Annotated in this window: 23 protein-coding genes and 1 tRNA gene; 13 read left to right on the top strand and 11 right to left on the bottom strand. The window is 62.9% G+C overall.

Annotated features, from left to right (window positions below; all coding sequences use genetic code 11):
• Positions 1–72 precede the first annotated feature (72 nt).
• Positions 73–642 (top strand): DUF4245 domain-containing protein, encoded by a 570-nt coding sequence (locus AC1DWA_RS08685; protein WP_029255848.1) that lies wholly within the window; start codon positions 73–75, stop codon positions 640–642.
• A gap of 21 nt (positions 643–663) precedes the next feature.
• On the opposite strand, the gene AC1DWA_RS08680 is transcribed toward AC1DWA_RS08685, so the two are convergent.
• From AC1DWA_RS08680 to AC1DWA_RS08670, 3 genes are read right to left on the bottom strand one after another with little or no spacing between them, the layout of a single operon-like run.
• Complete coding sequence (locus tag AC1DWA_RS08680; protein ID WP_477846212.1) at positions 664–882, bottom strand: exodeoxyribonuclease VII small subunit; 219 nt, start codon at positions 880–882, stop codon at positions 664–666.
• The gene (gene xseA, locus AC1DWA_RS08675; RefSeq protein ID WP_003945258.1) at positions 879–2144 is read right to left on the bottom strand and encodes an exodeoxyribonuclease VII large subunit; all 1266 of its coding nucleotides are present in this window, start codon (positions 2142–2144) and stop codon (positions 879–881) included. The genes AC1DWA_RS08680 and xseA overlap by 4 nt, the downstream gene beginning before the upstream one ends.
• The gene (locus AC1DWA_RS08670; RefSeq protein WP_477846211.1) at positions 2141–2740 is read right to left on the bottom strand and encodes a lipid droplet-associated protein; all 600 of its coding nucleotides are present in this window, start codon (positions 2738–2740) and stop codon (positions 2141–2143) included. Before AC1DWA_RS08670 ends, xseA begins: the two co-directional genes overlap by 4 nt.
• Positions 2741–2893: 153 nt before the next feature.
• On the opposite strand from AC1DWA_RS08670, the gene AC1DWA_RS08665 reads away from it, so the two are divergent.
• Entirely contained in the window at positions 2894–3907 is a 1014-nt protein-coding gene (locus tag AC1DWA_RS08665; protein ID WP_477916598.1) for a 4-hydroxy-3-methylbut-2-enyl diphosphate reductase, read from the top strand.
• Positions 3908–3974: 67 nt separating this feature from the next.
• On the opposite strand, the gene AC1DWA_RS08660 is transcribed toward AC1DWA_RS08665, so the two are convergent.
• Positions 3975–4931, bottom strand: a complete 957-nt coding sequence (locus tag AC1DWA_RS08660; RefSeq protein WP_029255846.1) for a DUF6542 domain-containing protein — start codon at positions 4929–4931, stop codon at positions 3975–3977.
• Positions 4932–5148: 217 nt separating this feature from the next.
• On the opposite strand from AC1DWA_RS08660, the gene AC1DWA_RS08655 reads away from it, so the two are divergent.
• On the top strand, positions 5149–6324 hold the full coding sequence (locus tag AC1DWA_RS08655; protein ID WP_020908513.1) for an exonuclease SbcCD subunit D: 1176 nt from the start codon (positions 5149–5151) through the stop codon (positions 6322–6324).
• Positions 6321–9299: an AAA family ATPase gene (locus AC1DWA_RS08650; RefSeq protein WP_477846210.1), complete on the top strand. Its 2979-nt coding sequence runs from the start codon at positions 6321–6323 to the stop codon at positions 9297–9299. Before AC1DWA_RS08655 ends, AC1DWA_RS08650 begins: the two co-directional genes overlap by 4 nt.
• On the opposite strand, the gene AC1DWA_RS08645 is transcribed toward AC1DWA_RS08650, so the two are convergent.
• On the bottom strand, positions 9300–10493 hold the full coding sequence (locus tag AC1DWA_RS08645) for an AI-2E family transporter (RefSeq protein WP_003945249.1): 1194 nt from the start codon (positions 10491–10493) through the stop codon (positions 9300–9302).
• 152 nt (positions 10494–10645) lie between these two features.
• Here AC1DWA_RS08645 and AC1DWA_RS08640 point away from each other — a divergent pair, with 152 nt between their 5' ends.
• Positions 10646–11050: a hypothetical protein gene (locus AC1DWA_RS08640; protein WP_019744573.1), complete on the top strand. Its 405-nt coding sequence runs from the start codon at positions 10646–10648 to the stop codon at positions 11048–11050.
• Between the two features lie 6 nt (positions 11051–11056).
• On the opposite strand, the gene AC1DWA_RS08635 is transcribed toward AC1DWA_RS08640, so the two are convergent.
• The 3 genes from AC1DWA_RS08635 to AC1DWA_RS08625 all read right to left on the bottom strand — a co-directional run bounded on the left by AC1DWA_RS08635 (position 11057) and on the right by AC1DWA_RS08625 (position 15232).
• Complete coding sequence (locus AC1DWA_RS08635; protein WP_019744572.1) at positions 11057–11257, bottom strand: YbdD/YjiX family protein; 201 nt, start codon at positions 11255–11257, stop codon at positions 11057–11059.
• Between the two features lie 2 nt (positions 11258–11259).
• A complete protein-coding gene (locus AC1DWA_RS08630) occupies positions 11260–13542 on the bottom strand; it encodes a carbon starvation CstA family protein (RefSeq protein ID WP_019744571.1) in 2283 nt (760 codons plus the stop codon).
• Between the two features lie 112 nt (positions 13543–13654).
• Complete coding sequence (locus AC1DWA_RS08625) at positions 13655–15232, bottom strand: FMN-binding glutamate synthase family protein (RefSeq protein WP_024487321.1); 1578 nt, start codon at positions 15230–15232, stop codon at positions 13655–13657.
• Between the two features lie 89 nt (positions 15233–15321).
• Here AC1DWA_RS08625 and AC1DWA_RS08620 point away from each other — a divergent pair, with 89 nt between their 5' ends.
• Complete coding sequence (locus tag AC1DWA_RS08620) at positions 15322–15807, top strand: CD225/dispanin family protein (protein WP_477846209.1); 486 nt, start codon at positions 15322–15324, stop codon at positions 15805–15807.
• A 70-nt stretch (positions 15808–15877) separates the two neighbouring features.
• Positions 15878–16957: a redox-regulated ATPase YchF gene (gene ychF / locus AC1DWA_RS08615; RefSeq protein ID WP_019744568.1), complete on the top strand. Its 1080-nt coding sequence runs from the start codon at positions 15878–15880 to the stop codon at positions 16955–16957.
• 16 nt (positions 16958–16973) lie between these two features.
• On the opposite strand, the gene AC1DWA_RS08610 is transcribed toward ychF, so the two are convergent.
• The gene (locus AC1DWA_RS08610; RefSeq protein WP_141488643.1) at positions 16974–17936 is read right to left on the bottom strand and encodes a pseudouridine synthase; all 963 of its coding nucleotides are present in this window, start codon (positions 17934–17936) and stop codon (positions 16974–16976) included.
• Positions 17937–18124: 188 nt separating this feature from the next.
• On the opposite strand from AC1DWA_RS08610, the gene AC1DWA_RS08605 reads away from it, so the two are divergent.
• A tRNA-His gene (locus AC1DWA_RS08605) sits at positions 18125–18197 on the top strand.
• A gap of 300 nt (positions 18198–18497) precedes the next feature.
• Here the strand turns inward: AC1DWA_RS08605 and AC1DWA_RS08600 are convergent.
• A complete protein-coding gene (locus AC1DWA_RS08600) occupies positions 18498–19562 on the bottom strand; it encodes a glycerophosphodiester phosphodiesterase family protein (protein WP_477846207.1) in 1065 nt (354 codons plus the stop codon).
• A 95-nt stretch (positions 19563–19657) separates the two neighbouring features.
• Positions 19658–20527, bottom strand: coding sequence for a PE-PPE domain-containing protein (locus AC1DWA_RS08595; protein WP_445387247.1), 870 nt, complete (start codon positions 20525–20527; stop codon positions 19658–19660).
• A gap of 107 nt (positions 20528–20634) precedes the next feature.
• On the opposite strand from AC1DWA_RS08595, the gene AC1DWA_RS08590 reads away from it, so the two are divergent.
• From AC1DWA_RS08590 to AC1DWA_RS08570, 5 genes are all read left to right on the top strand, one after another.
• Positions 20635–21600, top strand: a complete 966-nt coding sequence (locus AC1DWA_RS08590) for an L-lactate dehydrogenase (RefSeq protein ID WP_019744553.1) — start codon at positions 20635–20637, stop codon at positions 21598–21600.
• 40 nt (positions 21601–21640) lie between these two features.
• On the top strand, positions 21641–22027 hold the full coding sequence (locus AC1DWA_RS08585) for a phage holin family protein (RefSeq protein ID WP_019744552.1): 387 nt from the start codon (positions 21641–21643) through the stop codon (positions 22025–22027).
• Positions 22024–22389 carry a VOC family protein gene (locus AC1DWA_RS08580; protein WP_019744551.1) on the top strand — a complete coding sequence of 122 codons (366 nt, stop codon included), beginning with the start codon at positions 22024–22026 and terminating at the stop codon, positions 22387–22389. The genes AC1DWA_RS08585 and AC1DWA_RS08580 overlap by 4 nt, the downstream gene beginning before the upstream one ends.
• 75 nt (positions 22390–22464) lie before the next feature.
• Complete coding sequence (locus AC1DWA_RS08575) at positions 22465–22959, top strand: SRPBCC family protein (RefSeq protein ID WP_477916595.1); 495 nt, start codon at positions 22465–22467, stop codon at positions 22957–22959.
• Between the two features lie 32 nt (positions 22960–22991).
• On the top strand, positions 22992–24320 hold the full coding sequence (locus AC1DWA_RS08570) for a WS/DGAT domain-containing protein (protein WP_477846206.1): 1329 nt from the start codon (positions 22992–22994) through the stop codon (positions 24318–24320).
• The last annotated feature ends 11 nt before the right edge of the window (positions 24321–24331 follow it).

Here is a 24331-nt window from a genome sequence, read left to right as displayed (position 1 = left end):
GCTGCGACGTTTTGTCTCGCTCGAAGGGGACCGGGAATCGTATCTACTGCGCAGTACCTGGATACTGGGGGTGTGGCATCGAAGAAACCCCGCATTCTCGAAGACAACAAAGACATGGTCTGGTCTCTCGTACCGTTGGTGCTGTTCTGCATCATCATTGCGGGCATCGCCAGCCAGTGCACATTCAGTCCTGGCGGCCCGACGCAGGGGCCTATCCCGAGCGTCGACGTGGACGCAGCTCTGAACTACGACGCGAAGGAACTTGGATTTCCCATCCGTAATCCCGGTGTTCCGGACGGGTGGACCCCGAACTCCGGCAGTCGCAAAATCATCTCCGGCGACGGTGGCGGAGATTCGAGCACTGTGGGATTCATCACGACCAGCGGTCGCTACATTCAGCTGACACAGAGCAACGCCGAGGAATTCCCGTTGGTGTCACACGTTGCCGGTGGACAGCGATTCGCGACCGGAGTCGAGACCGTCGGCGCCGACACGTGGAACGTCTTCGGCGGCGAGGGTGTCGAGTCGATCTGGGTCACGGACGTCGGGGATGTTCGCCTGTTGCTCACGGGCGCGGCGACGCCGGACGAGTTCCGGATTCTTGCCGAGAAGGTCGGCGCAGCGCAGCCGATCACGCCATAGGATTTCCGGTCGGAGCGGACGTTACTCGTCCGCTTCGGCCAGAGCCTTTTCGACGCGAGCCCTGGCGTTGGCCAAATGCTCTTCACAGCGCTTGGCCAACGCTTCGCCTCGCTCCCACAGTGAGAGTGACGCGTCGAGGTCCAGGCCGCCCTGTTCGAGAATCTTCACGACGCTCACCAATTCGTCGCGGGCTGCTTCGTAGCCGAGTTCGTTGATGTCGGTGTCGGTGGCGTTGCTCATTTTTCTCTTCCCATCACTGCGGCGCGAACGGCGCCGTCTGCAAGTCGAACTCGAATCTGGGTTCCGGGTGGCGCGTCCTCGACCGAGCGCAGAACCTCCGGATCGCCGTCGGCGACAACACGTTGCACGACTGCGTACCCGCGGGCCAGCGTCGCGGCGGGGCCGAGAGTGGTGAGCCGGGCGCGCAGATGCTCGATCGTTCGGGACTCGGAGTCGATCAACCGAGTCACATCGCGTCGCCCGGCGGCCTGGAGCCTTTCGACCTCTTCGGCGCGACGGTCCACCGCGAGCAGCGGTGATGCCATGACCGGTCGAGTGCGCAACTGTTCGATCAGATGAGACTCACGCTTGACCCAGCTGCGCAGTGCCGCAGCGCTGCGGTCACGAAGATCGGCAACCAGAGCAGCTTCCGCAACCGCGTCGGGTACGACGCGCTTGGCCGCGTCGGTGGGTGTGGCTGCGCGCAGGTCGGCGACGTGGTCACTGAGCGGGCTGTCCGGCTCGTGGCCGATGGCACTGACGATCGGCGTCGTGCAGGCCACGATGGCGCGGCACAGCGCTTCGTCGGAGAACGGCAGGAGATCCTCGACGCTACCGCCGCCGCGAGCGAGGATGATGACGTCGACTACCGGGTTGGCGTCGAGTTCCTTCAGCGCTTCGATGATCTGGGGAACAGCAGTGGGGCCCTGCACGGCGGTGTTACGCACCGCGATAGCCACTGCGGGCCAACGACGGTGGGCGACCGAGACGACATCCTTTTCGGCCGCGCTGGCTCGGCCCGTGATCAGGCCGATCGTGCCGGGCAGAAACGGAAGAGGCCGTTTGAGTCTCGGATCGAACAAGCCCTCCGCGGCGAGCAAGGCGCGCAGTCTCTCGATGCGGGCCAGCAGCTCACCGATACCCACGGCGCGAATCTCGGTGACACGCAACGACACCGTTCCGCGTCCGGTGTAGAACGAGAGCTTGCCGAACATCACGACACGCGAGCCCTCGGTCAACGGCACCGGAGAGTTGTGCAACAACTGTGGTGAGCATGTGATCGACAGCGACATGTCTGCCGACGGATCACGCAGAACGAGAAAGGCCGTTCGGGTACCGGGGCGTGCATTGATCTGGGTGATCTGACCTTCGACCCAGATGCTGCCGAGTCGATCGATCCAGCCGGCGACCTTGGCGGAAACCGTGCGGACCGGCCACGGCTGTTCAGCGCTGCTGGCGCCGGACGATCGCTGCGATGAAGCGGGGGGCGTTGCGGAAGTCACTTTGCCTTGGCTGTGGTGATGCGGTTGGTGAGCATGGTCTGGAACGGTGCGCGGGCGAGCGTCGCATTCTCGTAGTCCAGGACGGCGGTCAGCTCGTCGATGCTGAGCGTCCGGATGCGCGCACGGAGCTGTGCGAGTGTGAGGTTGGGGTAGTCGAGTTCGGTGACGATCTCGGGCTCTTCGGCAGGTCCGTCCGTCGTAGCTGCCGCGGATTCGGACTCGGCGTCGGGTGCGGGCTCCTCGATGGGGGCAGTCGGCTCGAGCGAGTAGAGCGCGAAGCGTCCCGCATTGGTCGGGGTGTCAGCGGTGGTCGCCCCGGCGCTCGACGCCGAGTCTGCGGGAGCGTCGGCGTCCTCGTCGAAGACCGCCCACTCGGGCTGTTCGTCCTCGGAAGACCAGTTGATCAGTGCAAATGCCTGATCGCCCTTGATCGCCAACGAGGTGATCGACTGCTGCACGCGCATGCTTGTCTGCAGCATCTGGCTCACGGCGGTCATCGGCAGGGCGACAGCGGTGGTGGGCAACTTCTTTGCCTCTTCCATCGCGGTGACGGCGAGTCCCGCGGCAACGCGCGCCACGAACGGTGGTCGGATCATTCCCACAGCTTGCCGCAAAGCTCCGACAATCGGTAGCCGACTTGCCTGTGACGGCCGTACTCGTTTACTTCGGAACCTTCGATCGGAGCCCGAAACCGAGGTGTTCACGTTTGCCGGAGTGTCTCACGTTCGAGGTGCCAGTAGGCTGGTCACATGTCTTCGGCTGTTCCTCTCAATCTCGGTATCGCGCACTCGGCTGATTCGCCGTCCACCCGCAAGGGCAGCGCCAAGCGCGTGCTCCTCGCCGAGCCTCGCGGCTACTGCGCCGGCGTCGACCGCGCGGKCGAGACCGTCGAGAAGGCGCTCGAGAAGCACGGCGCACCCATCTACGTGCGTAAGGAGATCGTCCACAATCGCCACGTCGTCGAGACGCTCGAAGATCAAGGCGTGATCTTCGTCGACGAAACCGACGAGGTTCCGGAAGGATCACTCCTCGTGTTCTCGGCGCACGGTGTGTCTCCGGCCGTCCACGACTCGGCCGCCGAGCGGAACCTGCGCACGATCGACGCTACGTGCCCCCTGGTCACGAAGGTGCACCAGGAAGCAAAGCGATTCGCTCGCGACGATTACGACATTCTCCTCATCGGCCACGAAGGCCACGAGGAGGTCGAGGGCACCGCAGGTGAGGCTCCCGATCACGTCACCATCGTCGACGGCCCGGATTCGGTCGACGCGGTCACGGTTCGTGACGAGTCGAAGGTCATCTGGCTTTCCCAGACCACACTGAGCGTCGACGAGACGATGCAGACCGTCGCGCGCCTGCGTGAGCGTTTCCCCAATCTGCAGGACCCGCCGTCCGACGACATCTGCTACGCCACGCAGAACCGTCAGGTCGCGGTCAAGGCGATGGCCCCCGAGTGCGATCTCGTGATCGTGGTGGGTTCGCGGAACTCGTCCAACTCGGTTCGCCTCGTCGAGGTCGCACTCGGGGCGGGCGCTGCCGCGTCGTACCTGGTCGACTACGCCCGTGAGGTCGATCTCGCGTGGCTCGAGGGTGTCCAGACCGTTGGCATCACGTCAGGCGCATCAGTGCCCGAGGTGCTCGTGCGCGGCGTGATCGAACTTCTTGCCGAGCACGGATACAACGACGTTCAGCCCGTCACCACAGCCAACGAGACCTTGGTGTTCGCTCTTCCCCGTGAATTGCGAGCAGCGCGCACGTCCTAGAACAAGAAAATGCGGGGCACCTTCCATCTGGAAGGTGCCCCGCATTTTTTGCTACTGGGCTCGTCTGTCAGGGCTCTTCGCGATCGCGGTACCGAACTCGCGGCGGCGGATACGCGGGAAGATCGACTCCGGGTGGGCGGCGGCGAGGGGGCAGCGGCGGCGATACGTCGTCACCCGAAGCGAAGAAGGGCTCCATTCGCTCCTCACGCCTGGGCGACGGACTGGGCTCGGGTGCCCGGCGGCGACCGTACGACGGGTAGTCGTCGTCTGCTGTCGGTCTGCTGTCCGGCTGAGGGCGACGCGTAGGCGGTTGGTGCGTGCGATCGACCCTGGGTGGCAGTGGGCTTCTCCGGGGCGGCAGCGGGCGATCGTCTTCGATCGGTTCGCGCCGGGGAGCGCTTCGGTAAGCGGGCTGTTCGTCCACCTCGGGGGCGCGGCGACGCGGGGGCCCGGGGACGGGCGCGTCCGAGACTCTGCGGCGACGCCCGGTCTCGGGCGCGGATTGTTCTCGCGTGGCAGCCGCAGAGGATTCTCGAGTGGCGGTCGCCGAGCGGCGGGAGCGGGTCGAGCGCGCAGGCCCGGTGGGACGCTGATTGAGCAGGAAGTACCGGAAACCGCCGACTATCAGCACGACGACGGTTGCGGCCAACATGATCGGAAAGCGGTTGACCAACGGGTACGCGATGTTGATCGCGATGTCGCGCAGTGCGGTGCTGTTGTCCTTGCCGATGAGCGTGTGCCCGATCGGCACCGCAGCGAAGAGCAGCAACGGAGGTTGGGCCATCGCGGTGAAAAGAGCCTTGTTCGAAGCGGCAACCACAGCGAAGAGACAGCCCAGGAAGTAGAACGTCGAAAACACCGCGGTGAGCTCGCCGCCGCCTCCGGTTGCATCGATCAGTACGCCGACGGCGGTGACACCGGCAGCAAGCAGGATCACTCCCCACCAGGGCAGGCCGGGGACGGTCACGATGAGCGATCGCTTGTCCAGCGGTACCCCGGAGCGAGCACGTTGGGTTGCAGACACATAACGACATTAGCGGTTCTTGCGTTGTCGGCCGTGTTTGTGCGGGTCGTGGCTGGCGCATTTATCGGCGCGATGGCGCGATGGTTTCGGGTTCTTCGCCAAACGAACCGGACGGATTGTGTGCAGGGTCACCGGACATTCGTGGGTTGGGGCACACCGTCGAAGCCGTCAGCGTGGGAGATCGGCAGTGTCGGTGGGCTGCTCTACCGTCGGATTCATGAAGATTCTGCACACCTCCGATTGGCACATAGGTCGCACCTTTCACGGCGTCGATCTGTTGGCCGATCAGGCGAGTGTGCTCGGTTCCATCGCGGATTCCGTCCGCGAACACGGTGTTGACGTCGTGGTCGTGCCCGGTGACATCTACGACCGCTCAATTCCCAGTTCCGACGCGGTCACGGTGTGCAATCGAGGCTTCGAGGCAATCCGGGCGGCCGGAGCGGTCATCGTCGCCACGTCCGGCAACCACGATTCCGCGGTGCGGCTCGGTGCCGGGGCGTCCTTTGCAGCTGCCGGCGGATTGCACTTGATCACCCGAGTCGGCCAGATCGGTACTCCGGTGATGCTCAGTGATCAGTTCGGACCTGTCGCGTTTTACGGGATTCCGTATCTCGAGCCGGAGATCACGCGCGTCGAGTTGGACGTGCCCCGGGCTCGTACTCATTCCGACATCCTCGGTGCGGCAATGTCGCGTGTTCGGCGAGACCTCGCCGAACGAACAGCTACCGATCCGTCGACTCGGTCGGTACTGCTCGCGCATGCCTTTGTCGTGGGCGGTGAGGCGTCTGAATCGGAACGCTCCATTTCGGTCGGCGGAGTGGAGACTGTCGCAGTGGGCGAGTTTGCCGGTGTCGACTACGTTGCGCTGGGGCATCTGCATTCGCCCCAGATGCTCTCGGAGAGTGTCCGCTACTCAGGTTCACCGTTGCCGTATTCGTTCGGTGAGCGCAGCCACCGCAAGGCTGCTCTTTTGATCGAACTCGACGCAGCCGGTCTGTCGTCGGTGCAGCGCCTCGATCTTCCGGTGATTCGAGGGCTGAGCCAGGTGACGGGAACTCTCGAGGAACTTCTCACCGAGTCGAAGTACGCCGATTCCGAGCAGTGCTACGTCTCCGCTTTGCTCACTGATCCGGTTCGTCCCGTCGATGCCATGAGGCAGCTCCAGGCACGTTTCCCCTTTGCCGTTCACCTCGAATGGCAAAGGCCGGAAGGACAATCGGATCTCAAGTATCGCGACGCGGTACGGGGTCGAACCGACATGGAGATCGCCCGTGGCTTTGTCTCGGCCGTGCGTAGTGACCCGTCCGAGCGGGAGGTCACGTTGATGGCCGAAGCGCTCAGCGCTGCCGCGCGCGCCGAGGAGTCCACGGTAGAACTGAGTGAAACCGCGTGAGGCTTCACAAACTCGAAGTCAGCTCTTTCGGGCCCTTTGCCGACACTGTCGAGGTCGACTTCGACCGATTGGGTGCAGACGGGCTGTTCCTTCTGCACGGCGACACCGGTGCAGGCAAGACCACGATCCTCGACACGGTTTCCTTTGCCCTGTACGGGCGGGTTCCGGGTGCGCGCAACGAGGGCAAACGGCTACTGTCCGATCATGCGCCTGCCGGTTCGGTGCCGCGCGTGGAACTCGAAGCGACCATCAGTGGTCGCAGAATCAAACTTGTTCGTAGTCCAGAGTATTCGCGCCCGAAGAAGCGTGGCACCGGTTCGATCACGGAGAACGCAAAGGCCACACTGACGTGGTTGGACGGCCGCGGCGAAAACCTTTCGCGCATCCCTGACATCGGTGACGAGATCAACCGCCTCATGGGCATGAGCGCTGATCAGTTCTTCCAGGTGGTGCTCTTGCCGCAGGGTGAGTTCGCCAAATTCTTGCGTGCCGAGAGCGACGAGCGAGGCAAACTGCTCGAGCGTCTGTTCGACACCAAACGGTTTGTCTCCGTCGAGGCATGGTTCGACGCCAAGCGAAAGGCAAGTGCGACCGCGCTCGCGGCCAGGGAGCAATCCGTGCGGCTGCTGCTCGCGAAGGTCGAGACAGCTGCGGGACTCGAGGTAGGCGCCGAGGCACACCCACTGGAATGGTCACGCAAACTCCTCGCCGAGGCTCAGGACACCCGCGATGCAAGTCTCGCGGAGCTGGTGACCGCGAAAGATGCAGCAGCCGAGGCTAATCGGGTTCTGTCGGCAGCGCAGCGAACCGCAGATCTGGTAGCGCGCCGTAATCGTGCGACCGCTGAGCTCGCAGCATTCAATACGGGCGCCGCCCAAAGAGCTGTGATCGGCGCTGAACTCGAGACCGCCAAGCGCGCACTGCCGGTGGCCGCTGTCGCCGGCGATGTGGACGCTGCCGGCTTGCATCTCGCTGCCGCACTCGAATCGATGACCACAGCGATGTCGACCTACTCCGCACTCGACGGTCCGGAGATTTTCGTGCCGGAGGTGTGGCCACCCACCGACGATGAGCGTCAACGCGTCGTAGCTCGGATCCGGACCTGGCGTGACGAGATCGTTCGCCTGGACGCAATGGCGGAGGACGCTCGACGAGCCGATGCGGCAGAAGCCGAGATCGAGAAACTCGGAGTTCGGCGGGACTCCCTGTCCGAGCGCATCGATGCCATCGCGGTTGAACGCACTCAACTGCCAGAAATGGTGCGCTCGGCCGGCCAACGACTGGAGGATGCGCAACGCGCGCACGCGGCTCTGCCTGGCCTCGAGGCTGCACTCGTAAGAGCGTCGGATGCTGCGACAGCGGCCCATGAAATCGTTTCTCTGCGTGCACAAGCCGAGAAGATTCGTGTGCAGGTGTTGGATGCGCGCGACGCCCATCAGAGTGCTCGCGGGCGCTGGCTCGACCTCGTGCAAAAGCGTATCGAGGGCATGGCGGCGGAGTTGGCGAGTTCACTCGCGCCTGGTGACCCATGCCAGGTGTGTGGTTCGCGTGAACACCCTGCGCTGGCTCAGTCGGATGTCGTCACGGTCACCGAGCCCGATCTGGAAGCCGCGTCAGCGGCCGAGCGTGCGGCCGAGAAAGCCCTCAGCAAGGTGGCCGATCGCCAGGTAACCGTCGAACGTGACATCGACCGGGTGATCGCGCGCGGCGGAGACGGCGATTCCGAAGAACTCGACAGGCTCCGCGCCGAGGCACGGAACGCCGTCGACGAGGCGACACACTCTGCCGGTCAGGTTGGAGTGCTGGCACAAAAACTTGCGCAACTCAATGGGCGTGACACCGAACTGCAGCAGGAATCCGCTTCTCTGACAGCCGAATTGGCGGCACTTGCCGAGCGTAGGACGACTCTGTCAGCGACGGTCGTGCAGATTCGAGCGGCGATCGTTGCTGCGGTGGGAGAAGATTCGACCATCGCTGCTCGGCGCTCGCGGTTTGACGGCCTTGCCTCCGCTGCCACGGCGGCGTCCGAAATGCGCGACGACGCCGTTCGTGCGCAGGCCCGATCGGCGGAACTTTCGGCCAAACTGGCCGCTGCGGCGGCCGCTGCCGGATTCGATTCGGTCGAGGCTGCGATCGGAGGGGTGAGAGCGCCTGCCCGAATAGCGGCGATCGAAACGGAACTCGCCAAGGCGCGTGACCTCGAGGTTGCCGCCCGGACTGTCCTCGACGACCCCGAGGTTGTTGCGGTGGGTGAAGTCGAGACCGTCGACGTGGACGGCCCTCGCGGCCTCGCGCTTCAGTGCGCCGAGGTGGTGAACTCGGCTGTTGCGGCCGCTTCCCTGGCCGAGAACCGTGTGTCGGATCTCGAACGTTTCAGCGGACAACTCGAGAAGGCCTACGAGGCGGTTGCACCTGAGCGTGAACTGCACGACGAACTCGCTGCCCTCGCAGACGTGATCGCCGGTAAAGGTCAGAACAGTCGCAAGATGTCGCTGCGAGCGTATGTGCTCGCTTCGCGGTTGGAAGAGATCGCCGTGTCGGCATCGGTTCGGCTGCAGCGGATGTCCGGGGGACGGTACGAGTTCGTGCACAGTGACGAGGCAGGATCTCGGGGTCGCCGCGGCGGTCTGGGACTCGACATCCGGGACGACTTCACGGGCGTCGTTCGCTCGGCGAAGACGCTCTCGGGCGGTGAATCGTTCTTGGCGTCATTGTCTTTGGCGCTCGGACTCGCCGATGTGGTTGCGGCGGAGTCCGGCGGAATCGTTCTCGACACGATGTTCATCGACGAAGGATTCGGCACCCTCGACGCCGACACCCTCGATTCGGTGATGGCTGTGTTGGACGAGCTTCGCGACGGAGGACGAGTGGTGGGCATCGTCAGTCACGTGGACGAGATGAGGCAGCGAATCCCGAGTCGCCTGCACGTCATTCGCGGACGTGCAGGCTCCTCGGTGAAGGTGATCGCGGGCTGATCAGGCCTTTTTGTTCTCTACCTCTGACTCGGCGTCGTCGTCCTGATCTTCGAGGATGTCCGAGGCATCGCCGGCGGGCATCGGCTCGTTGTCGCTTGCGCGTTCGTCGATCTGCTCTCCGATGTAGCGGATGACAACTGCTGCAACAGCGGCGACGGGCACTGCGAGGAAGGCGCCGACGATGCCGTACAGCGAGCTACCGGCGGCCACGGCAAGCAGCACGATAACGGCGTGGAGTTTCATCGACTTGCTCTGCAGCACAGGCTGAAGGACATTTCCTTCGATCTGCTGAACGGCCAGGATGATGATCAGGACGATGATGGCGGTGGTGAGGCCGTTTGCCACCAACGCAACCAACACGGCCAGGGCGCCGGCGACAAACGCACCGACGATCGGGATGAATCCACCGATGAACGTCAGAATTGCCAGCACCGGTGCCAGCGGGACCCCGAGGATGAGCAATCCGGCGCCGATGAAGACCGCGTCGATCAGGCTCACCAGTGCTTGAGTCCTGATGAATCCGCCGAGCGTGTCCCACATGCGGGTGAGGACCTCTTCGAGATGCCGACCGGCGCGGCCGCCGCCGACAGCGTGCAGCCAGGGGATGAACCTCGGTCCGTCCTTGATGAAGAAGAAGGCGAGAATCAGGACCAAACCGAGCGTGACCAACAACGAGCTCGCCGTGCTCACACCGCTGAAAACGCCTGAAGCGATGGCGGTTCCACTTTCCTGCACCTTCGTGATGACGGCATGGACTGCGTTGTCGATCTGGTCGTCCTTTAGATTCAGTGGCGGACCCTGGAGCCAGTCCTGAACCTGATTGATGCCCTCGGTGGTCTTGTTCGCGAGCTCGGGGGCCTGGCTGACCACTGACGGAACGATGCCTGCGATCACACCGGCCAAGATTCCGATCGAGAGGACCAGGGTGATGCCGGCTGCCGCGGCCGGTGGCATACCGCGCTTGATCATTCCGCGGGTCGGCGGCCACATGACTGTCGCAACGACGATTGCCAGAGCCACCGGCAGGATGATGACCCAGAGCTTTTCGATCAGCCAACCGAAAATCCAGGCGCCCAGCGAAATCGATGCCAACACCAACGACCACTTTGCGAGCCACATACCCCCTTGCCCGATGATCTCGCCGCGGTCGCGCTTTCGCACCCCTGCGGACGTCCCCTTGTCTTGCTCGCTCACTGATCGTCCTTTCCGTCGGCGCAGGGATCTCCTCGCCGATGTGAGAATCCGGTGATCTAGCTGAGCTGATCGTAACGACTGCATGCGATAACTCGTGTGTTGCGCTTCAATACTGTGTTTTGAAGCATGCCAGGCGGACTAACATTTCCGTCATGAGAATCGCAGCAGCAGTCGGGGCAGCAGCAATCGTCGTTCTCGGGCTCACCGCGTGTAGCACCGAGGATCAGGACAACGCGCAGAACAAGATCAGCGAGGCAGTCACGAGCGGGCAACAGGCGCTCGAGACGGCGAAGCAGTCAGCGGGCAACGCCATCGACCAGGGCAAGACGGCGCTGTTCGTCGCCACCTTCCGTGGGGCTTACGCACCATTGGCGGAGAACCGCGACGACGCAGACATCGAGGAGATCTTGACGACCACGTGCACCGAGGTCGCCAACGGCACGGACGAGGCGGAGGTCAAGTCCAAGATCACCGACCTGGCCGAGAACAACGGCAACAAGCCCACCGACGAGCAGGCCGGCCACATTTACGAACTCGCGAAGGCCACTTGCCCCTGACCGGATTCAGCAGCAGCGGGCGCCCGGGTTGGCGTCGGCTGCTGCATGCCGGCGGCGCCAGAACTCTCGTTCGCTGATCACCGGTGAGTCGGCGTGGTGGCGTCGGGTGTGCTCGACGTAGCGCTGATAGTCGAGATCACCCATCACCGAGCGAACCCACCACAGCGTTCCGCGGAACGCTGTGGTGAGTTTTGCCGTCATGGTCATGGTCAGTGCCCACCTCCGTGCGCGGCGCCGGGTGCCCGGACCTTCCCGGCCTTGATGAGCTCGTCCCATTCCTTCTGGATTTCCTTCTCCGCGGGCGTCGGAATGAAGCTTGCGGGACCGAAGATCTTCGACGGTTCCTCCGGGGACTCGGTGGTCGGCAGCCCGCCCGCTCGGATTGCCTTGGCACATACGATGATCCCGGCGATGACCACGACAATCACCAGTGACGCGAAGATGATCGACAACGTGCCCTGAATGAAGGTGTTGCGAATGACGGCATCGATGGCCTCCGGAGTCTTCGCAGAACCGTGCGCCGTCTCACCTGCTGCCTTCGCATCCTTGAACACGTTGTGCTGAGCCCAGTAACCGATCGCGGGGTTGTCGGAGAAGATCTTCTGGTACGACGCGGTCATAGTCACGACCAGGTCCCACACCAATGGCACGCCGGGGATCCAGGCCCATTTGAACAGGCCCTTCTTCATGACGATCGTCATGACCACCGTCAGTGCGATCGCGGCCAGAAGTTGGTTGGCGATGCCGAAGAGCGGGAAAAGCGTGTTGATTCCGCCGAGTGGGTCGGTGACACCCATGAGCAGGATCGCGCCCCACGCAGCGACCACGATCAGCGAGCACAGCCACGCACCGATGCGCCACGACGGGTCCTTGAACTTCTTTGCCGGACCGCCGAAGTTGCCGAGCGAGTCCGAGAGCATGAATCGAGCGACGCGAGTGCCGGCATCGATCGTGGTGAGGATGAAGAGAGCCTCGAACATGATCGCGAAGTGGTACCAGAACGATTTCAGCGAGTCGCCGCCGAAGACGTCGCTGAGCACTTCGGACATGCCGAACGCGAGCGTCGGGGCGCCGCCGGTTCTCGAGATGATCGATTCTTCCCCGACGGCCTCGGCTGCCTGCGTCAGCACGTCCGGTGTGATGGGGGCGGTGCCGAGGGGCAGATTGTTGACGTATTCGGCTGCGGTTTCCGGTGTTCCACCGGTCAGCGCCGCGGGAGCATTGAGTGCGAAGTACAGGTGCTGATCGAGGATGCAGGCGGTGACCAGAGCCATGATTGCGACAAACGATTCGGTCAGCATGCCGCCGTAACCGATCATCTTGGTCTGGCTTTCCTTCTCGAGCAGCTTCGGCGTCGTGCCGGACGCGATCAGCGCGTGGAAGCCCGAGAGTGCGCCACAGGCAATGGTGATGAATAGGAACGGGAACAGTGAACCGGCAAAGGCCGGGCCTTCGCCGTTGGAGGCGAACGGCGTCACTGCAGGCATGTTCAGCGCGGGTCGTGCGACCAGAATTCCGATGGCCAGCAATGCGATGGTGCCGACCTTCATGAACGTCGACAAGTAGTCGCGCGGTGCCAGGAGCAGCCAGACCGGCAGCACCGAAGCGGCGAATCCGTACGCGATCATCAGCCACGCAATGGTGACCTTCGAGAGTGTGAACCAGTCTGCGCCCCAACCGGTATCGGCTACCCAACCACCGGAGACGATGGCCAGGAGGAGTAGGACGACGCCGATCAGGGAGACTTCGGAAACCTTGCCCGGCCGCAGATACCGCAGGTACACGCCCATGAACAGGGCGATGGGGATGGTCATCGCGATCGAGAACACACCCCACGGGGACTCGGCGAGCGCATTGACGACCACAAGTCCGAGCACCGCGATGAGGATGATCATGATGACGAACACGCCGATCAATGCGGCGACGCCGCCGACGAGGCCGAGTTCTTCGCGGGCCATCTGACCGAGGCTGCGCCCGCGGCGCTTCGACGAGATCCACAGGACCATGAAGTCCTGCACCGCCCCGGCGAACACCACGCCGACGATGATCCAGATCGTTCCCGGTAGGTATCCCATCTGCGCGGCCAGGACGGGTCCGACCAGGGGACCGGCACCGGCGATTGCCGCGAAGTGGTGACCGAACAGCACCCGACGGTCGGTCGGCATGTAGTCGGCGCCGTTCTCCATGATTTCGGCGGGAGTTGCGACGTCGTCGCGAGGCTTGACGATCTTGCGTTCGATCAACCGCGCATAGAAGCGGTAGGCGATCAGATAGGTACAGATTGCGGCCAACACGAACCACACAGCACTGATGTGTTCACCGCGGACGATCGCAATCATGTACCAGGAGCCCGCGCCGACCAGTCCGAGAACGAGGAAGACGACGCGCGCAGTGGTGGAGATGGGTGTTTTGTCGATGACCCCGACAGGTGGCAGGTCAGGATCGGTTTTCAGGTACTCGACATTTGGTTCCGGCGCAGTCGTCAAGCTCATCGTCGAACTCCGTCCACTAGTGCACGTGTGGCCGCCGTCACAGCGGGCCATCTGTCACTGTAGGACCAGACGGGTGAATCCGCGCGATCTGTGGCGCGGGAGTCGACCGGCGTCAGAATCGGTGAGCGTCGGCGTCGATCCAATCGGTGAGCCAGCTCTGCGGCGGGGAGTCGAGCAGTTCGCCCGGCATCAGCCAGTCGAACAGGTCGGCATAGGTACGCGTGGTGAGACCGTCGACGCGGCGGTTGAGCATTCCCGGTTGCAGTTGGTCGAACGAATCGATGCCCATCGACGCGATCATCTGTTGTGCGCTGGCGACAGTTGCCTTCTGGAAGCGGTAGACGCGCTCGCTCTTGTCGGGGATGTCGAGTGCGCGGGTGCGTGCCGGATCCTGAGTGGCAACGCCGACCGGGCAGCGGTTTGTGTGGCACATCTGGGCCTGAATGCAGCCCACTGCGAACATCATTGCGCGGGCAGCCATCGTGAAGTCTGCGCCTTGGATGATGCGTTTGACGATGTCGGAACCGCTCGCCACCTTTCCGGAAGCGCCGACTTTCACGAGAGCGCGCAGACCGGTTCCCACCAAGGCGTTGTGCACGAGCATCAGGCCTTCGGTCAACGGCATGCCCATGTGGTCCTCGAATTCCACCGGACCAGCGCCGGTGCCGCCTTCGGAACCGTCGACGATGATGAAGTCCGGCGTGATGCCGCGTTCGATCATCGCCTTGCAGATTCCGAGGAATTCACGACGCGAGCCGACGCACAGTTTCATCCCGACCGGCTTGCCGCCCGACAGTTTTCGCAGGGTCGCGATGAAATCGACCAGTTCGACCGGAGTGCTGAACGCGGTGTGCGCGGGTGGCGAAATCACGGTCTGGCCGACGGGTACCCCGCGGGTTTCAGCGATTTCGGGGGAGACCTTGACTCCGGGAAGCACGCCACCCAACCCGGGTTTCGCACCTTGCGAGAGCTTGATCGAAATGGCCTTCACCTGATCGAGGCCGGCACGCTCGGCAAACCGGTCAGGATCGAATCGGCCGTCCTCGGTTCGGCATCCGAAGTATCCCGAGGCAATTTCCCAGATCAGATCGCCGCCGTGTTTGCGGTGATACGGACTGATCGCGCCTTCGCCGGTGTCGTGGGCGAAGCCGCCTTTGGCGGCGCCGGCGTTGAGGGCCTCGATTGCGTTGGCGGACAACGACCCAAAGCTCATCGCGGAGACGTTTAAGAGAGCGATGTCGTACGGCTTCGTGCAATCGCGTCCGCCGAGCCGAACTCGCGGAACGGTGTCGGGGGCGGTCCGTGCGCGAATCGAATGCGTCATGAACTCGTAGCCGATCGCATTGACGTCGCGCTCGGTCCCGAAGGGCTCTTCCGCCAGTGTTCCCTTTGCACGCTCGTAAACCAGATCTCGCGTTTCGCGATCGAATGGCATCCCATCGGTGGATGATTCGACGAAGTACTGCTGGATCTCCGGTCGAATCTTCTCGAGGAGGAATCGCGCGTGCCCCAGGACCGGATAGTTACGGAGGATGCTGTGGGACTTCTGAGTGAGGTCGTAGGTGCCCATCGCCGCCAGCGCGAGAGTGACGACAGCGATCACCCACCATCCGGGCGAGGCGACAATTGCGAGCGCGGCGGTGCCGAGACCCACTATCCATATCAAGAGCACGATCAGCATCCGAGTCACCTCGAGAGCGTAGGCGCCCACTGTGACACGGCAGCGGTAAGTCTCCACTAGGTTCTGCGATAGAGAACCGAATCCGACTCTTTGGGGGAATGATGACCGAACCGCAATATCCGACCGACCCGCAGGATCCGAAGGAGCAGCAGTATTCAGCCGGTCAGCAATATTCAGCAGGCCAGGAGTATCCGACGGGCCAGCAGTACCCGACCGACCCGCAGTACTCAGCCGGACAGCAGTATCCGACCGGTCAGCAGTACAGCGCGACCCAGCAGTACAGCGCCGCACCCACGTACGCGGCGCCTCAGTACGGTCCGCCGAAGTCCAACGCGGGATGGGCCGTCGCGTCGATCATCTTCTTCTGGCCTATCGCGTTCGCCGCGTTCAACCATCTCCACGACATCTACCCGAAGTGGGCGATGGGCGATCACCAGAGCGCGCAGTACGCGTCCGAGCGCGTGAAGAAGCTCGGGCAGATCTCGCTCCTCATAGCCGTCATCTGCTGGGTGCTGTTCATCGCGTTCTACGTCATCTTCCTGGTTGCGATCGTGTCGTCCGTCGATTCGTATACCTACAACTGATCACCTGCCGCGACGTGACGGTGGGGCGAGTACCCGTCACGTCGCCGCGAGGCCGTAGAATCCACAGACCGTGAGCCTTACCCTCGGAATCGTCGGACTGCCCAACGTCGGCAAGTCCACCCTTTTCAATGCACTGACCAACAACGACGTGTTGGCAGCGAACTACCCGTTCGCGACCATCGAACCCAACGTCGGCCTGGTCGAGCTGCCCGATCCGCGGCTGCAGAAGCTCGCCGAGATCTTCGGCTCCGAGCGCATCCTCCCCGCGACCGTGTCGTTCGTCGACATCGCGGGAATCGTGAAGGGCGCGTCCGAGGGCGCAGGCCTTGGTAACAAGTTCCTGGCCAACATCCGTGAAGCGGACGCCATCTGCCAGGTAGTTCGCGTCTTCGCCGACGACGACGTCATCCACGTCGACGGCAAGGTCGACCCGGCCTCGGATATCGAAGTCATCGAGACCGAGCTCGTGATCGCCGACATGCAGACCTTGGAGAAGGCTCTCCCGCGTCTGGACAAGGAAGCTCGCAAGAACAAGGAGCTCAAGCCGGCGCACGACGAGGCACTCAAGGCTCAGGCTTTCCTCAACGAGGGGACGACGCTGTTCAGCGTCAAGGACAAGCTCGACTTCTCGCTGCTGCGTGAGCTGAGTCTGCTCACCACCAAGCCCTTCCTGTACGTCTTCAACGCCGACGAGTCTGTGCTCACCGACGCAGCGAAGGTTGCGGAATTGCGCGCATCCGTTGCACCGGCCGACGCTGTGTTCCTCGACGCGAAGGTCGAGCAGGAACTCCTCGAGCTCGACGAGGAAGACCGCCAGGAAATGCTCGACTCGATCGGTCAGACCGAGCCGGGCCTGCACGCTCTCGCGCGTACCGGCTTCCACACCCTCGGACTGCAGACCTACCTCACGGCTGGTCCGAAGGAAGCTCGCGCCTGGACGATCCACAAGGGTGACACCGCGCCCCAGGCTGCCGGCGTCATTCACACCGACTTCGAGCGCGGCTTCATCAAGGCTGAAATCGTGTCCTTCGACGACCTCGTCGAGGCGGGTTCCATGGCCGCAGCCAAGGCTGCAGGCAAGGTCCGCATGGAGGGCAAGGAATACGTCATGGCCGACGGCGATGTGGTGGAGTTCCGCTTCAACGTCTAAATCCGGCTTCTGGTCCTCACCCCACGGGCAACTCGCTGAGCGTCCGACGTGTCACAAACCGCCGCGCTCTCCCAGTCAACGGGTCGGTGAATTCGAGTTCCCTCGCGAGCAATTGGAGGGGGAGGGAATGATCGTCCGGGGCGTCGGGAAGCAGGTCGGGGTATCGCCGGTCGCCCAGGATCCCGGCGCCGAGAGCTGCCAGATGCACCCGTAACTGGTGCATCCGTCCGGACTGCGGACGTAGAACCGTGTGCAGCACAGCACGTCCGGAGGCGCTCACGCCCATCCCTCGCGCCTCGATCATGGTCTCGGAGTTGGGTTCACGGCTGTCGTCGACGACGACCCGCAACTCGCCGCGTCGAGCTTCGATGTGGTTGCGGTAAACGAGAGGGACGTCGAGCGCTGGCGCATCCTGGTCCCACCGGGACGGTCGCGCCGACACCGCCTCGTAGACCTTCGTGACCTGCCGCTTCTCGAACAGTGACTGGTACGCGCCGCGCGTCGCGGGGCGAGCTGAGAACATCACCACGCCTGCGGTGCCGCGGTCGAGTCTATGGATCGGGGTCAGATCTGGGTTGTCGAGGCGGACCCGCAGTCGGACGAGCGCCGACTCGCGCAGGTAACGCCCGCTGGGGGTGGTCGGGAGAAAATGTGGTTTGTCGATCACGACGAGATCGTCGTCGAGGTGCAGGATCTCCTCGCGGAACGGCACCGGGTCCTCCGCCGGTAACTCGCGGTAGTACCAGACGAACCGGTGCGCGCTGAGCTCGGCGCTCCGGCAGATCGGGTGGCCGTCGATACCCACGAACTCGCCGTCGTCGAACCGCCGATACAGGTTTTCGGCGTCCAGATGGTCGAACTTGGCTACGACGTACTCGGCGATCGTCGTCCATGGCCCAGAGAGCGGGATGCGTAGACGCGTCGGGCCAACCCCGTTCTTGACGGGCAGCGGTGGGGACATGGACACACAGGTAATCATCCCATCGACTGCTGGTCAGCGGTGATTCGGTGCGGCCTTGCCGGAGACGTCCCCGCGGGGACGTGGGGACCAACTCGGAGCGGTGGTCACCAGAGATCGTCGAGTCGGAAAATCAGTAGCGCAGGCGAGATGCGGGCCCGTATGGTTCGGCAGAGAAAGATCGCAGTCGAAAAGCACTGCGGTCCATACCTTCTGTAGCTCAATTGGTGAGAGCACCCGACTGTGACTCGGGCGACGGCGGATCGTAACCGCCCAGAGGGACTCAGTTCAGATACGGCTGACGTGAGGACTCTAGGCGCAGAGACCGGCAGCCCTTTGCCTGCACAGTTGTCGAACGAGCCTCAGCCGGTATTCCCTGAATCGCCGAACAGCATTCCAGTCACCCGCCATTTCCGCGTCGGCAAGTAGGTATTCGCAGTTGTCCAACTGATCCTTCAAAGACATCATCAGAATTCACCTCCGATCACCCGAGCAAGTACCTGTCCAGGATGCGTCCGGCGACACCCCGCGGACATCGGCCGAAGTACCTGTTCAGGTACCTGCTTCGGTGCGCGGTGGAGGTTACTTCTTGACCGCAGGCGCTGGTAGCGGCATACCGCGCTCGGACAGGACGGCGCGGAGACGGTCGGGGAAATCGGTGATGATTCCGTCGACACCCAGGTCTATGAGGGCGTGCATGGTGGCGGGATCATCGACGGTCCACGGGATGACCTTCATCCCACGCGCATGTGCGCTCGCGATCATGTCGGCTGTCGGGTACAAGGCGAAGCCGGGGTCGCCGACCTTTCCGCCCTGGGGAGTTCCTTGGACAGGGGAGTAGGCGGAGGCGCCGAAGGTTGCCACCGCCGCGATGCCGTCGCCACCGAAATCATCGATGTCCAGACCGCCGAGCCACGGTGACGCTCCGTCCTTGCCTACCTGGAGAAAGTCACCGTTGGTGAGCGCGACCACGGGCACACTCGGCGCGAGTTGACGGGTGAGCATGAGCGAGCCCCAGTCGAAGCTCTGAATGGTGACGCTGTCCAACAATCCGGCTGCCCGGATCGTATCGAGGACTACAGAGACGAACTGCTCACGCGGGGCGGTCTCGTGGGGCGCTCCCGCTTCCACCTTGGTCTCGATGTTGAGCTTGATTCCGGGTGCGTTGTACGACTTCACCAGAGCGAGCACTTCTTCGAGTGTCTGCATTTTCGCTCCCGGAACATTTTGCTGCTCAGGGTATCCGGCAAGGGGGAGCGTGCCGCAGTCCATGGTCTTGATCTGTTGCAGGCTCAGCGTGTTGACGAATTTGCCGACGTACGGGAACTCCGGGTCGCCGGTAGTGGCGGGCTCGGTGTCGAGGCATTTCTTGTTCGAGATCTTACGATCGTGCGTGACGACAGCGATCCCGTCTTCGGTGATCTGGGTATCGAGTTCCAGTGTGCTGACGCCCATTTCGAGAGCATTGGAGAACGCGGCCAGGCTGCTCTCCGTGTACAGGCCGAGCCCGCCGCGGTGGGCTTGGACGTCGAACGTCGAAACCGGCTGGGGTGCTGAACTACCGAACGAACCGGACCAGTCGAGACTGCCGGTTGGCGATGCGCCGGCTGGGGTCGCCAGGGCGGTGAGGGGGAGTGCGACGGTCACGGCGGCACACGACAATATTCTGCTCAGTTGCATGAAAGGAACGTAAGGGCGTCGAATGGCTCGCCGGGGTTCGTTAGGTAAACTAACGGTAAAAGTCAGGCTGCGTGAACGCGCTGCTCGACGCCGTTTGCCTGGACCTTCATCCACGACGCCAGAAGCTCGCACCCGGTCAGTCCGCTCTCGTCGAGAGGTTCGATCGCGTAGCTGATGTGTCTACCGCCGCGAGGGTTCTCGAGCTGAAAGCGGTTCAGGGTCAACCGCGTCGGCAGATAGCCGAGGACTTCGAGGAACGCGGTGCGAATGCGTCGTAGATCGGTGCGCCACTGTTTCGGACTGAAACGAGTCTTCTGCGCATTCTGGAAAGCATTGCTACGAAGTAGTTCCCAAACTTTTTGTGCCCACACGCGTGCCTGGGAGAAGGACATCCAGCGCGTCAAGTCTGCGATGTCCCGAATGTAGCTGTCGTCGCTGGCATTACAGATCATGTCCTGTGGGTGCCCGATCCACTTGACCGGAATCCACGGCTGGACTTCGGGTCCGTCGCCGGCAACTCCGTGTCCCTCGCAACCTTCGATGACGCCGGTCGGTTGTTGTGGATCGGAGATCAGTCCGACTCCGATGATGTTGGCGCCGTTCAGCGTCGGAGAAGTCGTCGGAGAAGTAAATGTCGGAAGAGCCGCGCGGATCACGGTGCATCCCTGTGAGTATCCGATCAGCATGACTGGGCCGTCTGTCTCTGCGATTGCGGTCGAGAGGGCCTTCACACCCATCGCGGTGCTGTGCCGAAAGCTCAGGCCGCCGTCGGCGACCGGGCCGTACGACGCGGGATAGGCGACCCAGCGAGAATCGAATCGACTGTCGAGTTCGTCGGTGACGGCACTGAGGAGTCCGCGCACACGCGCGCCGTGGTCGCCGACGTGGGATTCGCCGGTGCCGCCAACTGCAAGAACGGTTACCTCAGCCATGCCAGCGATGATCCACGTCAATTCTGAGAGGCCGGCATCCAAACCCTGAGAAGAGGCTGGCAATCCGTTGTGCTGCGAAATCGTTATCGAGCGAGCACCATTTACCCATGACGACGCCGAATCGTTCATCCAGGCGAAAAGTGTCCGTTGTCGGTGCGGGAAGCGTCGGCACTGCGATTGCGTACGCGTGCTTGATACGCGGATCAGCCGACGCGCTCGCCCTCTACGACACCAACAGTGCAAAGGTCCGTGCCGAAGTTCTCGATCTCAACCACGGAACCCAGTTCACACCGCCGTGCACCGTCGAGGGAGGTGATGACATCTCGGTCACCGCGGGATCCGACTTGGTCGTCGTCACCGCGGGCGCAAAACAGCATCCCGGCCAGTCGCGGCTCGAACTTGCCGCGGTGAACGTCAAGATTGCACAGACTCTGACCGAACAACTGTTGGCGGTGTCACCGGACGCGGTTCTACTCTTCGTCACCAACCCGGTCGACGTGGCGACCTACGCAGCGATCCAGGCTGCGGGACCGTCGTACCGCAGCCGAATTTTCGGATCGGGGACGGTGCTCGACACGGCCCGATTGCGATTCCTGCTGGCCACCGAACTCGGAGTCGCGGTCGAGAACGTCCATGCCTTTATCGTCGGCGAGCATGGGGACTCCGAGATTCCGCTCTGGTCGAGCGCAACCATCGGCGGGGTGCCGGCAACCTCGTTCGTGGGACCGTCGGGCGGCGTCCTCGGCCCCGACTTACGCGCGAATGTCGCGAAGTCTGTGGTCGAGAGTGCTTACGAGATCATCGAAGGAAAGGGTGCGACCAACCTCGCCATCGGATTGTCGAGCGCATTCATCGCGGAAGTCGTGTTGCGGGACGAACAACGGGTTCTTCCGGTATCGACCTTGCAGACCGGTGTCCACGGACTCGAGCGCGTTTGCCTGTCCCTTCCCACGATGGTTGGTCGTGCGGGTGCCGGTCGAGTCCTCGAGGTACCGCTTTCAGAAAAAGAGGCTTCGGGGCTCCGATCTTCGGCCCGTACATTGCGAGAGGTGCAGGAATCTCTGGGATTGTGAATATCTGTTCTGCTCGATTTCCGACATATAGGATCAACAAATGATCAGCTTCCTGATTCGCGCCGCGATCTTCCTGGGTTCTGCCGCTGTCGGGCTTCTTGTTGCGTCGTTGATTCTTTCGGGCTTCTCGGCGCCCACATCCGGATTCATCGTTGCGGTCGTGATCTTTGCGATAGCGCAGTCGGTCCTGGCGCCGTTCATCGCGACAGTGGCAAAGCGCCACGCACCAGCATTTCTCGGCGGAATCGGATTGGTGTCGACGTTTGTCGCTCTGTTGGTGGCGTCGCTCTTCTCCAATCTGTCGATCTCCGGTGTCTCGACGTGGATTCTGGGAACAGTCGTCGTGTGGCTGGTAACAGCACTTGCGACGCTGGTGCTTCCGTTGTTGTTCGTGCGTAAGAAAGTTCAGGAGAAGAAGGCTCAGTGACGCGTCCGAACATCGGTATGGACTACTCAGTCTTGGACTGCCCGGATCCGGCTGCATTGGCCAACTTCTACGTCCAGGTCCTCGACTGGAAAAGCGTTCGGGACGAAGATGATTGGCACGTGATCGAAGGACCCGCCGGCGAGCGGCTCGCGTTTCAGCTTGCTCCGGATTTTGTTCCGGTCGACTGGCCGACATCCGGCGTCGGAATCCATCTGGATCTGCTCGTCGATTCTCTCGACCCCGCGGAGGCTTGGGTGATCAGCCTGGGTGCGCAGCGGGTGACCGGCATCCCGGAGCATCAGACTTTCCGCGTCTACCGCGACCCAGTCGGTCACCACTTCTGCCTGTGTCTGCGCGACTGAGTGTCGACTCGCCCCGATCTCGTCGACCGTGGATAATTCCGAACACTTGTCACGCCCGAGAATTGGAGATCGACGATGGCTYCGCAGAATTCCGACGAATTCCTGGTAGAACGTACGACGATCGTCAAGGCAGAAGCATCGGTCGTCTTCGCGTTGATCAACGATTTCCACCAGTGGACGCAGTGGTCGCCCTGGGAAGGTCTCGACCCGGCAATGCAGCGCACGTACGCGGGTCCTGACGCGGGCGTCGGGGCTTCGTACGCCTGGGCCGGAAACAAGAAGGCAGGCTCCGGTTCGATGGTGATAACCGAATCCGTCCCAGACGAACGCGTAGTTTTGGACCTGGCCTTCCTCAAGCCGTTCAAGGCACAGAACGTCACCACCTTTCTCATCTCTCCGAATGCCGGTGCCTCTCCCAATGCCGGTGAAGTTCAGGTGACGTGGAAGATGACTGGAAAGAAGAATCTGTTCTTCAAGATCTTCGGTTTCATCTTCAGCATGGACAAGCTCGTCGGAAAGGATTTCGAGAAGGGCCTGTCCCAGCTGAAAGCTGCTGCCGAAAAGGGCTGACGAGCCGGTGGTACCGTCTCCCGGTGTTACGGATGACGCCCACCGATGCCCAAACCTTCTGGATTTCGGAGAAGATCCCCAACGATCAACTACTGCTCTACTGTTTCGACGGGCAGAGCCAGTCGATCGACGAGCTACGACGCTCGGTGGTGGAACGAGCGTCGCTCATTCCGGATCTCAATGTTCGGATTCGTGAATCACCGTGGCATCTCGACTATCCGCTCTGGGATCCCATGCCGGTCGATGCCTCGTTGGTGAGAGTGCATGAGCTGCCGGATGACTCGTGGCCATCGTGTATTCACGGAATCGAAAAGCTTCTCGAAAACCACGTCGACCCGCGTGAGTCCCCGTGGACGCTTCACCTGTTCCACGGCGTCACCGGCGCGCCGCGTTGTAGCGGCCCGGCGCTGATCGCAGTTCTGCAGGTCGCTCATTCTCTGGCGGACGGCAAACGCGCGTCGGCGATTGCTCGCCAGCTGTTCTCGCCGCAACTGCCCGCGCAGCAGAAGACGGACGTGCGGCGTAGCGGATCAGCCGAGATTCTGGGCCGCGCCGCCCTGCGCCTTCCGGGTCAACTTGTTTCGCTGTTCCGCGACGGCCGGGCGGGGCACCGAGCGCAGGTACAGCTGCAGGCGGACACCGAATCGGGAGTTGTTGCGCCGCAGGCGGCGAGCCGTCCCAAGGTGCGCTCCAACATCCCGCCTGGATCTCACCGACTGGTGCGCATGGTCGTGCGGGACAGCGCAGATTTCCGTGGCGACGGCGTATCCGTCACAGTCGGAGCGATGACAGCCATCTCGCTGGCGATGGCGAATTACCTCACCGAGCGAGACGGCTCGGTACCGCCGGAACTGGGGGCTGAGGTGACCATCGCCAAGGCGGGTACACCCACGGCGCGCAACCACTTCCGCAATGCAGGTGTCGGACTGTTCCCGGATGTCGATGACCTCCGTGAGCGAGCCCAACTGATCAAGGAGTCGATGGACGAGCGCCGCGCACGGGCATCCCATCCGTCCAGCGCAGCGTCGGATCTCGCGCTGAACGCGGTTCCCGGCCCGCTGGTCCGTTGGGGCGTGCAGCAATACGATTTCACGGCGGTGCCCGACGAGGTCACCGGCAACACCGTGGTGTCGAGTGTCGCGCGCGGTGACGCGGATCTGGTGCTCGGAGGCGGCGTCGTTCGGTTCACAGCGGGCTTCCCGAGTTTGTCACCGGTCATGTCCTTGACCCACGGCGTACACGGGATCGGGGACACGGTGACGGTCAGCATCACCAGCAGTCCGGCCTCGATCCCGGACATCGACGTGTACGAGCAGATGATGCACGACGCGATCGACGAGGTACGCGAAGCGCTGTCGTGACGGCCTGATGT

The sequence above is a fragment of the Rhodococcus sp. P4_F3_2 genome, assembly GCF_056401335.1.
This window is presented reverse-complemented; position numbering and strand designations above follow the sequence as displayed.